This is a genomic window from Cellulomonas sp. H30R-01, assembly GCF_010119915.1.
Classification (GTDB): Bacteria; Actinomycetota; Actinomycetes; order Actinomycetales; family Cellulomonadaceae; genus Cellulomonas; species Cellulomonas algicola.
The window spans coordinates 3,141,010-3,153,611 of record NZ_CP048210.1 but is presented as its reverse complement, the minus strand read 5'-3'; the positions used below and the strand labels follow the sequence as shown (position 1 = coordinate 3,153,611).

The following is a 12,602-nucleotide window of genomic DNA, read 5'->3' as shown; positions in this document are numbered from 1 at the left end:
CGTCTCACTCGCGCGCATCCCCGCGCACCGGTGGGCGACGCCCGCGGACGTCGCGGGTGCGGTGGTGTTCCTGTGCTCGCCGGCCGCGGACGACGTGCACGGCGCGGTCCTCCCCGTGGACGGCGGCTGGCTCGCGCGCTGACCCCGGCCCCGTGGCGCTCGCGGCCGGTCGACCCAGGACCAGGTGGCGCCGCGCGCGCGGGCTATCGCCGGGCGACGCCCAGCGTGCGCAGGTGCAGCGCCGCGAGATCGCGGACGACGGGCGCGTCGTCGTCACCCCACGCGGCGGCGGGGTCGGGGTGCACGGCGAGCAGGTCGCGCGGTGCGGCGGACGTCAGCGCACGGAGCGCGAGCACGCGGTCGCCCGGCCGTCCCGCCGACGACAGCCGGCGCACGTCGCGCGTCAGGCGCCACCACCGCACGCGCGGACCGATCCGGGCGACGAGCGCGACGAGGAGGGGGACCGCGACGACGGCGACGGCCAGGACGAGCGCGAGCCGCTCGACCGCCTGGACCTGCTCGTAGCTCGCCGCGGCGATCGCGGCCGCACCGTCGGACGCGCCGTCGAGCGGGGCCGAGAGCGGTTCGCCGACGAGCGGGACGTCCGCGACGCCGTCGCGCCCCGCGGCGAGCTGGTCGGCGATCCCGTCGGCGCCCGAGCCGATGCTGCGGACGGGATCGGCGAGGTGCCACACCGCCCCGTGGACGCGGACCGCCAGCCACACGGCGGCGGCGACGACCACGAGGGCGACGACGTCGCCGGTGACCTGCCGCCGCAGGGTCGGGCCCGGGGTCGCGTAGAGGCGAGGCACGCGCCGCATGCTAGGGCGGTCCGCTCCGTCGGGCCCGGCGAACGGTGCGTCGGGGCCGGCCGCCGGCGCGCGCGGGGGCCCGTCACGGGGCGAGCGACCGTCGGCGTGCGGGGCTCGTCAGGGGGCGAGCGACCGTCGGGCTTCCTCGAGCGTCTCGCGGTGGACGGGGTGGTCGACGAGCTCCTGGACGATCACGCCGGGGCCGTAGCTCGCGTCGTCGTCGGCCGGGATGCCCAGCGCGGCCAGGTACCGCAGCAGGAGCGACCGGTCGAACCGGTCGCGGACCCGACGTGCGGTGTACCGGTCCGTGTCCTCGAAGTCGAACGGCTCACCGAGCGCGTACCACGACCACCGACCGTCGGCGGCGTCGGCGGTGAGCGTCCGCACGTGCCGCGACGGTCCCTCCCCGCCGGGGCCGTGCACCCAGAGCTGCGTCGACTGGTGCCCGGGTCCGTGCCGCGGCGCGTGCATGGCCATGACGCACCGGGCGTCGAGCCGCGCCGCGACCGCACGTGCGGATGCGGTCGGGTCACCGCCGTTCCGGCCGTTGTTGAGGTACGCCGACCAGCGGTCCCCGCACGGGAGCACGAGCTCGCGCGTCCACGGCGACTCGAACGGCGTGAGGTCCTCGAGCACGTCGGGGTACGGGCGTGGCGACGACACCTCGGTCCGGTGCCCGAGACCGGTGCGCCACCGGACGAGCTCGTCGAGCAGGTCCCGCGCGGGGACGTCGACGAGCTGCACGGACCAGCCGATCGGGCTGGCCGCGCCACCCAGGAGGATCGTCACGCGCCCGACCGTACCGGCCGCCGTGCGTCGTCGGGGCGGGCCGGTGCGAGTCGCGAGCGCATTATCTGGACGATCGTCCACGCGGAGGTGGACGCGAGATGACCCTTTCTTGCCACTTGTCCGGATTGTTCGCTAACGTGCCGTGACGCCACGCGGTGCCGGTGCATTTCCCGGGCCGACGGGCGTCCTTTCTTTCGCACGGCAGGGGGAGCACGAGCGTGCACATCGACAGGAACTCGACCGACAAGTACAAGCCGGAGTACGACGTCCTCGTCCGGCGCTTCGCGGAGACCTTCGCGCAGACGAGCCCCGGCAAGGAGGCCATGGGCGCGGCCATCTCGGTGTTCGAGCCGGGCGAGACGATCCGCGAGCACGTCAACAAGCCCGAGGTCGAGGAGGTCTTCCTCGTCCTCGACGGCGACGTCGACTTCTACCTCGACGGTCGGCGCGAGCGCATCACGACCGGCGACATGGGGCTCGCGCACATCGGGCAGGCGCACGCGTTCACCAACGCGGGCACCGGGACCGCTCGGCTGCTGAGCATCTGGTGGCGCGCGGTGCGCGAGCCCGCACCCGTGGCCTGACGGCGATGGTGCGCCCCGCCCCGACGGTCGTCTTCACCCCGCCGCCCACCCCGAACGGGGCCCTGCACGTCGGCCACGTCGGCGGCCCCTACCTGCGGGCCGACCTGTACGTCCGTCTCGTGCGGCTGCTCGAGGACCGCGAGATCCGGCACGTCAGCCACGTCGACACGTACCAGTCGTACGTCGCGAAGAAGGCCGTGGAGGTGGGCGCCGAGCCTGACGCGCTGTCCCGCGAGTACACCCGCCGGATCCGTGCGGACTTCGACGCGTACGCCCTGCGCCACGACGCGTTCGGCGACAACCGCGACCCGGACTACCTGCGCTTCCTGCGCGAGGGCGTGCAGGCGCTCACCGACGTCGTGACGGTCGTCGAGCGTGAGGTGCCGCGGTGCGAGGGCTGCGGGCGCACGCAGCTCGAGGCGTACGCGCGGTCGGCGTGCACCGGCTGCCTGCACGACGCGTACCTCAACGTGTGCGAGAACTGCTCGCTCCCGCAGCAGGTCGACGGCGCGCTCGGGCTGCTGTGCACGCAGTGCCGCACGGCGGCGGGCGGCACGACGACGGCCCGCTTCCTGTCGTTCGACGCGCGCGCCGTCGCGGCGGTCGAGGACACGATGCGGCACCGGCACGGGGCGTCCCGTCGGGCGTCGGCCTTGTTCGACCGGCTCGGCCCGCACCTCGCGCTGTGGCAGTTCGAGTCGCCGTACGGCATCGCGGTCGACGACTCCGGGCTGGTCCTCAACCCGTGGGTCGAGATCTTCTTCCACCACACGTGGTGCCTGCTCCAGGAATGCGGCGTCGACACCCGGCTGCCCTTTTCCGAGGCCGTGGCGGAGCTGAATCGTCGGGACCCCGACGTGATCTATTTCTTCGGCGTCGACAACACCTACTACTACGTGTTCTTGTTCACCGCCCTGGCGCAGGCGCTCGTCATTCGACCGATGGTGCCGTCGCGCGTGAAGATCAACCATTTCATGCACCTGCGCGGCGCGAAGATCTCGTCGAGCCGGGGCAACGTGGTGTGGGCGGACGAGCTGGTCGGGACCGCGCCGGTCGAGGTGCTGCGCACCCGCCTCGCCCGGTCGTGCCCCGAGTACGCGCCGCGCGAGCTCGCCGACGACGGGCCGCGCCTCAGCCCCGCACGACCGGTCGGCGTCGCACCGGCCGGTGCGGGGCCACGCGAGCTCGACGTCGTCCGTGCGCGGCTCGCGGACCTCGTCGCCGTCGACGCGTTCTCGGTCGAACGCCTCGTCGACGTCCTCGACAAGGGACGCGAGCGCGCCCGGGCCGTCGGCGGCGACGACGCGGACGCGATCGACGGGTACCTCGCCCACGTCTGCCGCGAGCTGCAGCTCGCGTAGCCGCCGCACCCCGGCGCCCGTCGCCCATCGACGAGCACCGCCGCCACGCACGAGCACCGCCGCCACGCACGAGCACCGCCGTACGCACGAGCACCGCCGTACCCACGAGCACCGCGACCACGCACGCCGGTCGCGACCCAGCACCGCACCGCACCCGGCGGCCGCCGGCGCGCACCGCCCCGGGCGGCACCGCGCCCTGCCGCCGTCCGAGCACGCCACTCCTCAGGAGGTTCGTCCGCCATGACCCGCACCGACCACCCCGCCGTCCCCCTCCCCGCCCGCCGGACCACGCTGCGCGAGCTGTTCGACGCGCCCGGCCTGGTGCGGATCGTCGGTGCGCACAACCCGCTCGGCGCCCGGCTCGCGGAGCGCGCGGGCTTCGACGGCGTGTGGGCGAGCGGCCTCGAGGTCTCGGCGTCGCAGGGCGTGCCGGACGCCGACATCCTCACGATGAGCGACCTGCTGAGCGTGTCCGCGTCGATGGCGTCGGCGGTGCGCATCCCCGTCGTCTCCGACTGCGACGCGGGATACGGCAACGTCCCGCAGGTCATGCACATGGTGCGCCGGTACGAGGCGGCCGGGATCTCGGCGGTGACGATCGAGGACAAGCTCTTCCCGAAGATGAACAGCTTCGTCGCGAGCAACCAGAGCCTGCTCCCGGTCGAGGCGTTCTGCGGCAAGATCTCCGCGGCCACCGCGGCGCGGACCGGCGACCTGCTGGTGATCGCGCGCATCGAGGCGCTCATCGCGGGGCACGACCTGGACGAGGCGCTGTCCCGGGCGCACGCGTACGAGGCGGCGGGCGCGGACGCGGTGCTCATCCACGCCAAGGACCGCTCGCCCGACGTGGTGCTGCAGTTCCTCGAGCGCTGGTCGTCGCCGCTGCCCGTCGTGGTCGTGCCGACGACGTACCACACGGTCACCGCGGCGGAGCTCGAGGAGGCCGGCGCGAAGATGGTCGTGTACGCGAACCACGGGCTGCGCGCGCTCATCACGGCGGTGTCGCAGACGTTCTCGTCGATCCTGCGCGACGGTCGCACGTCGCGGTTCGAGGACGACATCGCGACCGTCGAGGACGTCTTCGAGCTCCAGGGCCTGCGCGACATGCTCGACGAGGAGCGCCGGCACGACGCCGCGGGCGTCGAGCACGCGCTCGCCGCCGCGCCGCTGGCGAACCGCTCGTGACGACGCTCGTCGACGCGCCCGCGGTGCTCGAGGCCGACGCGTTCCTCGACGTGCTCGCGGCCCGCGGGCTCGGGCCGGTCGTCGGGGTGCCGTGCTCGTTCCTGGCACCCGCGATCCGGCGCATGGAGGACGGCGCGGACGTCGAGTACCTGGCCGCGGCGAACGAGGGCGAGGCGGTCGCGATCGCCGTCGGCGCGCGGCTGGGCGGGCGACGGCCCGTCGTCGTCATGCAGAACTCCGGGCTCGGCAACGCCGTGAACCCGCTGACGTCGCTCGCGAGCACGCTCGAGGTGCCCGTGCTGCTGCTCGTCACGTGGCGCGGCGAGCCCGGGTTCCCGGACGAGCCGCAGCACCGGCTCATGGGCGAGATCACGCCCGACCTGCTCGACGCGATGGGCGTGCGGCACGAGATCCTCCCGTCCGACCCGGTGGTCCTCGGGGAGCGCGTCGACGAGGCGCTGCGGCACCTGGACGCCACCGGTCGGCCGTTCGCGTTCGTCGTGCGCAAGGGCACGTTCGAGAAGGCCGTGCCGCGACCGCCCGCCGACGGCGACGCCGGCCGTCCGCCGCTGCGCGCCGAGGTGCTGGGTGCCGTGGTCGACGCCGTCGGGCCGGAGACCGTGCTCGTCGCGACGACCGGCTACACCGCGCGTGAGCTCGCCGCCGGGTGGGACCGCCCGGAGAACCTGTACGTCGTCGGGTCGATGGGGTGCGCGTCGAGCGTCGCGCTGGGCCTCGCGACGGCCGCGCCCGACCGGCGCGTCGTCGTGCTCGACGGCGACGGGGCGGCGCTCATGCGGCTCGAGGCGCTCGCGACGATCGGCGCGGTGCAGCCGCCGAACCTCGTGCACCTGGTCCTGGACAACGGGTCGTACGAGTCGACGGGCGGGCAGCGCACGTCGTCCGCGCACGTCGACCTCGTGGGGGTCGCGCGGGCGTGCGGGTACGGCGACGCCCGGAGCGCGACGACGCCGGCCGCGGTCGCGGAGGCGGTGCTCGGCGCGACCGGCACGACGTTCGTGCACGTCCCGGTGAGCCCCGGGACCGACCCGGACCTGCCGCGGCCGTCGGTCCAGCCGCCCGACGCGGCCCGCCGCCTCACCGCCGCGCTCGCGTCGGAGGTGCTGCCGTGACGCGCGTCGTGCTGCTGAACCCGGGGCCGGTGATGACGGCCGACGAGGTCCGCGAGGCGCTCGGCGGTCCGGACCTGTGCCACCGGGAGGCCGACTTCGGCGACCTGCTGGCGCGCGTCCGGCACGAGCTCACCGACCTCTGCGGCGGCACCGGCACGCACGACACCGTCGTCCTCACGTCCTCCGGGACGGGTGCGGTCGAGGCGGCCGTCGCGAGCGCCGTGCCACCCGACGGCGTCGTGCTCACGCTCGAGAACGGGCACTACGGCGAGCGCATGCGGCAGATCGCGCAGTCGCACGGCATCCCCGTCCGCCGGTGCGAGGTGCCGTGGGGCCGTCCGCTCGACGCCCGCGACGTCGCGGCGCGCCTCGCCGCGGAGCCGCAGGTCACGCACGTGACGCTGGTGCACCACGAGACGAGCACGGCCATGCTCAACGACCTGGCCGGCATCGCGCGCGTCGTCGCCGACGCGGGCCGGTCGCTGGTCGTCGACGCCGTGAGCAGCGTCGGGTGCGAGGAGGTCGACGTCGCGGCGCAGGGCGTCGACTGGCTCGCGGGCACGTCGAACAAGTGCCTCGAGGGCATGCCCGGGCTGTCGTTCGTCACCGCGCGCACCGACCTGCTCGACGCGCTCGACGGGCGCCCCGGCCGCGGGTACACGGTCGACCTCGGTCGGCACCACCGCGCGCAGGCCCGCGCGGGCGTCCCGGCCTTCACACCCGCCGTCCCGACGTTCTACGCCCTCGAGGCCGCGCTGCGTCGACTGCGCACGGAGACCGTGGCCGGTCGACGTGCCCGGTACGGGCGGCTCGCCGACCTGCTGCGCGACGGGCTGGCCGCGCGGGGGTACGCGGTGCACCTCGACCCCGCCGAGCGCGCGTCCTCGCTCACGTCGCTCGACCTGCCGCCCGGCCTCGGGTACGCCGAGCTGCACGCCGGCCTGCGGGCGCGCGGCTACGTCGTGTACGCGTCGCAGGAGCACCTGCGCGACCAGGCGTTCCGGGTCGCGACGATGGGCACGCTCACGGAGGACGAGGTCGAGGGGTTCCTCGCCGCGCTCGACGAGGTCGTCGCCGGCGCACCGCGTGCCGGCACCCGGCACGAGCGGGAACGGCGGCACGCGGGCCTGTCGCACGCCGTCGCACCGGTGGCGACGTGACGCGTCCCCTGCGGGTGGCCGTCGTCGGGGGAGGTCCCCGCGCGACGTACGCCCTCGAACGCCTCGGCGCCCACGCCGACGCCCTCACGGCCGGCCGGACGCTCGAGGTGCATGTCTTCGAGCGGACCGGGCGGTTCGGCGCCGGGTCCGTGCACGACCCGCGGCAGCCGCTCACAGCGGTCCTCAACCGCACCGCGGACGAGGTGTCGTTCGCCGCCGACGAGACCGTGACCGGCGCGGGTCCGCTGCGCCCGCCCTCCGAGCGTCCGACGCTCGCGCGGTGGATCGCGCAGCGGTCGGACGGCGTCCCCGAGGAGCCGGCGGCGTGGCCGCCGCGAGCCGTGCACGGCGCCGCGCTCGAGGAGCGGCTCGCCCGGTACGCCGCCGAGCTGGAGCGCACCGGGTGCGCGGTCGTGCACCGGCACGCCGTCGAGGTCGTCGAGCTCCGCGACGCGCAGGACGCCCCCGAGCGCGCGGCCGCCAGCGGCAGACCCGTCGACGAGTCCGCCCACGGCGAGGGCGCGGCCCCCGGGTGGCCCGACGGCCCGCTCGACGTCGTGGCCGCCGACGGGCGCACGTGGACCGTCGACGACGTCCTGCTCGTCACCGGGCACGGGTCGCCGCGACCCGCGCACCCGGCGGCCGACCCGTGCGCCGGACCGGGGGACCACGCGGCCGTGCACGTCACGCGCGCGTACCCGCTGGACGGCCCCGGCTCGGTCGCGGAGGCGCCCCCCGGGTCCCGCGTCGCGCTCGTCGGCACGGGCATGACGGCCCTCGACGTGCTGATCGCCCTCACGGCGGGGCGGGGTGGCCGGTTCGCGCGGGGCCCCGGCGGGCGGCTCACGTACCTGCGGTCCGGCGCGGAGCCGTCGGCGATCCACTGCACGAGCGGCTCGGGGGTGTTCCCCTACGCGCGGCCCGCGGTGCTGTCGACCGTGAGCCCGTTCGTCGACGCGCGCGGCGGCCGCTTCCTCCGGCACGACGTCCTGCCGCGGCTGCGCCGGTCGCGCGGCGGCGCACGGGCCGGCGTCGAGGGCGGTGCAGGGGAGCTCGACGTCGAGCGCGACCTGCTGCCGCTGGTCGTCCTCGAGATGGCGTTCCAGCACGACGCGACGCTGCGCGGCCTCGACGCCGCGCGCGACGCGGCCGCTCGCGTGCGGGACGTCGTCGACGCGTTCGTGGACGGTGACGCCGCGGTTCGTGCGGGGGACGACGCGCGCCCCGACGCGCTCGCCCGGCTCCTGCTGGCGCACACCGGTGACGTCGACGAGGCCGACCGGTTCGACTGGGACGTGCTCGTCGACCCGCTCGCGACGGGCGACGACCTGGCGGACGTGATCGACCTCGACGTGCTGCGCGCGCGGCAGGGCGTCGGCGTGAGCCCGCACCTCACCGCGCGCAACGGCGTGTGGCGGGACCTGCGCGGCGTCATCTCGGCCGCCGTCGACGACGGCGGGCTCACGGCCGCGTCGCACCGCCGGTTCGTCGAGCGGGTGGTGCCGTGGCACAACCGGTTCGCGAACGGCGCGTCGCCCGACGTCATGGCGCGGGTCGCGGCGCTGCTGCGGTCGGGGCTCGTGCGCGTCGACCGGGAGGACCGGGCCGACCGTGACGACCCCGTCGCCCACGTCGCCCAGCGGGCTCCCGTCGCCCACCGCGCCTTCGACGACCACCGCGACCCCGACCACCGTGACCTCGGCCCGGCGGGCGGCCGTCGCGGGCCGTGCGCGGTACCGGCGCCCGCCGTGGAGGCGTTCGGCGCCGTCCCCGACGTGCTCGTCGACGCGTGGGTGCCGCGGCTCGACGTGCGGACCGACCTCAACCCGCTCTACCGGCGGCTCGTCGAGCGCGGCGCGGCGTCGCTGTGGGCGACGGGCTCCGGCGCGGACACCTTCCGGCCGGGCGGCGTGCGCGTCGACGACCGGCACCACCCGGTCCGCGCGGACGGCACGTCCGACCCGCGCGTGACGGTGCTCGGCCCGGTGCTCGAGGGGCAGCGCTCGTTCCTCGTCTCCGCGATGCGCCCCGGCCGCGACCACCACGTCATGCGCGACACGGTCGGCTGGGTCGACGACCTGCTGGCCCGCCACCCGGCCCCGCAGCGCGGCGCGACCGTCGTGCGCCCCCCGGCACGACCCGACGAGAGGACCCCCACGATGGGCACGACGACCACCCGGCACGCGGTCGGCACCGACGGCGAGATCGGCCTGCTCGTCGACGCGCCGAGCGACGGCGAGCACCTGGGCGACGTCGTCGTCGCACCCGTGTTCGGCGGGACCGCGCGGAGCATGTTCCCGTTCGCGCACGCGCTCCACCGGCACGGCTTCCGGACGGTGCGCGTGGACTTCCGCCACCACGTCGGCTCGGGCAGCGGCGACGTCGCGGGGACGCGGCTGTCGGCGCAGGCGGAGGACGTCGCGGCGGTGCTCGACCTCTACCCGGGCGCGCTGCTCGTCGCGGTGAGCCTCGCGACCCGGCCCGCGGTCCGTGCGCTCGCGAGCGGTGCCCCGGCGGGCGGCGCGGTGCTCGTGACGCCCGTGCTCGACGTGACGGCGACGCTGCGCGAGGTGATCGGCACGGACTTCGTCGAGGCGGAGCTGGACCGGTTGCCCCCGACCGTCGACGTGCTCGGCTACGAGGTGCGGGACGGGTTCGTGCACGACGCGCGGACGCACGGGCTGCACGGGTACGACGAGGCGGTCGAGGACCTCGCGCGCGTGGCCGTGCCGGTCCGGCTCGTCGCGGGCGACACCGACCCGTGGGTCGACGTGACGCGCGTGCGGGCCGCTGCCGGCCGGCTGGCCGACGACGGCCGGGACGTCCGGCTCGTCGAGGTGCCCGCCGCGACGCACCGGCTCAACCGCAACCCCGTCGTCGCGCGCCGGTACGTCGAGGAGACCGTCCGCGCGTGCCTCGACCTCGTCGGCAGCGACCGGCCGGTGGACGTGCCGTCGTTCGACGCGCTGGTCCGGGCCAGCAGCGCCCGTCCCGCCGTCACCGAGCCCGCCGGGGTGCCGGGATGACGGCGTCCGACATCCGGCCGGCCGCGGTCCCCGCCGCCGCGGTCCGGATCGACGACCTCGTCCGGCCCGAGCTGCGCGGGCACGAGCCGTACGGCGCGCCGCAGCTCGACGTGCCCGTGCGGCTCAACACCAACGAGAACCCGTACCCGCCCGACCCGGCGACGAGCGCGGCCGTCGCGCGCGCGGTCGCCGAGGCGGCCACGGGCCTGCACCGGTACCCGGACCGCGAGGCGACGCGTCTGCGCACGGCGCTCGCGGGGCACCTGACCGCCGACACGGGCGTGCCGCTCGACGCGCGGCAGGTGTGGGCGGCGAACGGGTCGAACGAGGTCATGCAGCAGCTGCTGCAGGCGTTCGGCGGGCCCGGTCGGCTGCTGCTGTCGTACGGGCCGACGTACCCGATGTACCCGGAGTACGCGCGGAACACCGGGACGGCGTGGCGGTGCGAGCCGCGCGACGAGCGGTACGGGGTCGACCCCGCGCGGCTCGTCGACGACCTCGCGACGCACCGGCCCGCGGTCGTCGTGCTCGCCTCGCCGAACAACCCGACGGGGACCGCGCTGCCGCTCGCCACGGTGACCGCGGCGCTCGACGTGGCGCCCGGGCTGGTCGTCGTCGACGAGGCGTACGCGGAGTTCCGCCGCGCGGGTGTGCCGAGCGCGGTCGAGCTGCTCGACGGGCACCCGCACCTGGTCGTCGTGCGGACGCTCAGCAAGGCCTTCGCGGGCGCCGGTGCGCGCGTCGGCTACCTCGCGGCGGACCCGTCGGTGGTCGACGTGCTGCGGGTCGTCCGGCTGCCGTACCACCTGTCGGCGCTCACGCAGGCCGCGGGCTGCGCGCTCCTGGCGCACCGGACCGAGCAGCTGCGCACGGTCGACGCGCTGCGTCGCGGACGCGACGACCTCGTCGGCTGGCTGCGCGCACGCGGCTGGACGGTGCCCGACTCGGACGCGAACTTCGTGCTCGTCGGACCGTTCGACGACGCCCGCGCGGTCTGGGAGGGCCTGGTGGTGCGCGGGGTGCTGGTGCGGGAGATCGGCGGGCCCGGACGGCTGCGGGTCTCGATCGGGACGCCCGAGGAGATGGCGGCGTTCCGCGCGGCGTTCGAGGCGGTCACGTCCGAGGGTGCCCCGTGACGTCGCGCGCCGCCCGCGCCGGGATCGGCCTGCTCACCGCCGCGACGTTCATGCTCTTCCTCGACGTCACGGTCGTGAACGTCGCGCTCGACCGGATCGGCACCGAGCTCGGCGGGGGGCTGGGCGCGCTGCAGTGGGTGCTCGACGCCTACACCGTCGCCCTCACCGTCGGGCTGGTCGGAGCCGGGCCGCTCGTCGACCGGTTCGGGCCCGTCCCGGTCGCGGTCGTCGGCGTCGTGGTGTTCACCGCCGCCTCGGCGGCGTGCGCGCTCGCACCGACGGCGGGGGCCCTCCTCGCCGGCCGCGCCGCGCAGGGCGTCGGGGCGGCCGTCGTCGTCCCTGCGTCGCTCGGCCTCGTCGCCGCGGTGCACCCGGCCGGACCGGCGCGGTCGCACGCCGTCGCGCTCTGGTCGGCGATCGGTGCCGTCGCGCTCGCGGTCGGGCCGCTCGTCGGCGGTGTGCTCGTGCAGGCCGCCGGGTGGCGGTCGATCTTCTGGCTGAACGTGCCGGTGGGGGTCGTCGTGTGCGGCGGGCTGCTCGCCGTGCGCCGGTCCGCCCCCGTCGGGCCACGGTTCCCGAGCAGGGCGGACGTCGTCGGCGTCGTCGTGCTCGCCGCCGCCCTGCTCACCGCTGCCGTCCTCGTCGTCGAGCACGTCCCGCCCGGTCCGCTCGGACCGGCGCTCGCGGTCGTCGTGCTCGTCGCGGCTGTCGGGCTCCTGCTGCGCCGCGGCCGCGGCCGCCCGCACGCCGTGCTCCCGACCGACCTGGTGACGCGCTCCGAGGTCACGGTGCTCCTGCTGCTGGGCGGCGCGACCTTCGCCGGCCTCTACGCGTTCGTGTTCCTCGTGCCGCTCAGCGACCAGGCCGCGTTCGGCCGCAGCGCGCTCGCGACGGGTGTCGCGTTCCTGCCGCTCACCGTCGCGCTGTGCGCGGTCGGGCTCGTCGCGGGCCGCCTGGCCGAGCGGTTCCCGGAGCGGCTGCTCGTCGGCGGCGCGCTGCTGGCGATGGCCGCGGGCACCGGGCTCGCGGTCGGCGTCGGCCTCGACCCCTCGTCGCCCGTGCGGCCCGTCGCGCTGGTCCTGGTCGGCGCGGGCGCGACCCTCGCGCTCACCCCCGCGACGATCGCGCTGCTGCGGCTGGCCGGCGCGCCCCGGGCGGGCGTCGTGACCAGCACCAGCAACCTCGTGCGGAACGCCGGCGGCGTGCTGGGCGTCGCGCTCGCCGGATGGGCCGTGCACGCGGGCCGTCCCGGAGCCGGGCCCGTCCCCGCCGGTCCCGAGCTCGTCGACCGGGTCGGCGGCGCGCTCACGGCCGTCGCCGTCGTGCTCGCGGCCGTCGCGCTCGCGTTCCTCGTCGCGTGCCCACCAGGCCTGACCCGACGCGTCCCGCGCGCCGAGCCGGCCTGACGCCAGCCGC

General features: G+C 76.4%; 11 protein-coding genes. 9 read left to right on the top strand and 2 right to left on the bottom strand.

Translation table 11 applies throughout. The annotated features are described in order from the left end of the window. Positions 1-61: 61 nt before the first annotated feature. Complete coding sequence (locus tag GXP71_RS20665) at positions 62-142, top strand: hypothetical protein (protein ID WP_370521017.1); 81 nt, start codon at positions 62-64, stop codon at positions 140-142. A gap of 61 nt (positions 143-203) precedes the next feature. Here the strand turns inward: GXP71_RS20665 and GXP71_RS14090 are convergent, their stop codons facing one another. Together GXP71_RS14090 and GXP71_RS14085 are read right to left on the bottom strand one after the other, a co-directional pair. Beyond that, positions 204-812 carry a hypothetical protein gene (locus GXP71_RS14090; protein ID WP_162353161.1) on the bottom strand — a complete coding sequence of 203 codons (609 nt, stop codon included), beginning with the start codon at positions 810-812 and terminating at the stop codon, positions 204-206. A gap of 117 nt (positions 813-929) precedes the next feature. After that, a complete protein-coding gene (locus GXP71_RS14085) occupies positions 930-1,601 on the bottom strand; it encodes a hypothetical protein (RefSeq protein ID WP_162353160.1) in 672 nt (223 codons plus the stop codon). A 218-nt stretch (positions 1,602-1,819) separates the two neighbouring features. On the opposite strand from GXP71_RS14085, the gene GXP71_RS14080 reads away from it, so the two are divergent. From GXP71_RS14080 to GXP71_RS14045, 8 genes are all read left to right on the top strand, one after another. Beyond that, on the top strand, positions 1,820-2,185 hold the full coding sequence (locus GXP71_RS14080) for a cupin domain-containing protein (protein ID WP_162353159.1): 366 nt from the start codon (positions 1,820-1,822) through the stop codon (positions 2,183-2,185). Positions 2,186-2,190: 5 nt separating this feature from the next. After that, positions 2,191-3,546, top strand: a complete 1,356-nt coding sequence (locus tag GXP71_RS14075) for a class I tRNA ligase family protein (protein WP_162353158.1) — start codon at positions 2,191-2,193, stop codon at positions 3,544-3,546. Between the two features lie 240 nt (positions 3,547-3,786). Then, positions 3,787-4,731: an isocitrate lyase/phosphoenolpyruvate mutase family protein gene (locus tag GXP71_RS14070; RefSeq protein ID WP_162353157.1), complete on the top strand. Its 945-nt coding sequence runs from the start codon at positions 3,787-3,789 to the stop codon at positions 4,729-4,731. Then, positions 4,728-5,864 carry a phosphonopyruvate decarboxylase gene (gene aepY, locus GXP71_RS14065; protein ID WP_162353156.1) on the top strand — a complete coding sequence of 379 codons (1,137 nt, stop codon included), beginning with the start codon at positions 4,728-4,730 and terminating at the stop codon, positions 5,862-5,864. The genes GXP71_RS14070 and aepY overlap by 4 nt, the downstream gene beginning before the upstream one ends. Then, on the top strand, positions 5,861-7,024 hold the full coding sequence (locus GXP71_RS14060; protein ID WP_202924252.1) for an alanine--glyoxylate aminotransferase family protein: 1,164 nt from the start codon (positions 5,861-5,863) through the stop codon (positions 7,022-7,024). Before aepY ends, GXP71_RS14060 begins: the two co-directional genes overlap by 4 nt. Next, the gene (locus GXP71_RS14055) at positions 7,021-10,050 is read left to right on the top strand and encodes an FAD/NAD(P)-binding protein (RefSeq protein ID WP_162353155.1); all 3,030 of its coding nucleotides are present in this window, start codon (positions 7,021-7,023) and stop codon (positions 10,048-10,050) included. The genes GXP71_RS14060 and GXP71_RS14055 overlap by 4 nt, the downstream gene beginning before the upstream one ends. After that, a complete protein-coding gene (locus GXP71_RS14050; RefSeq protein ID WP_162353154.1) occupies positions 10,047-11,186 on the top strand; it encodes a histidinol-phosphate transaminase in 1,140 nt (379 codons plus the stop codon). The genes GXP71_RS14055 and GXP71_RS14050 overlap by 4 nt, the downstream gene beginning before the upstream one ends. Further along, on the top strand, positions 11,183-12,592 hold the full coding sequence (locus GXP71_RS14045) for an MFS transporter (protein WP_162353153.1): 1,410 nt from the start codon (positions 11,183-11,185) through the stop codon (positions 12,590-12,592). Before GXP71_RS14050 ends, GXP71_RS14045 begins: the two co-directional genes overlap by 4 nt. The last annotated feature ends 10 nt before the right edge of the window (positions 12,593-12,602 follow it).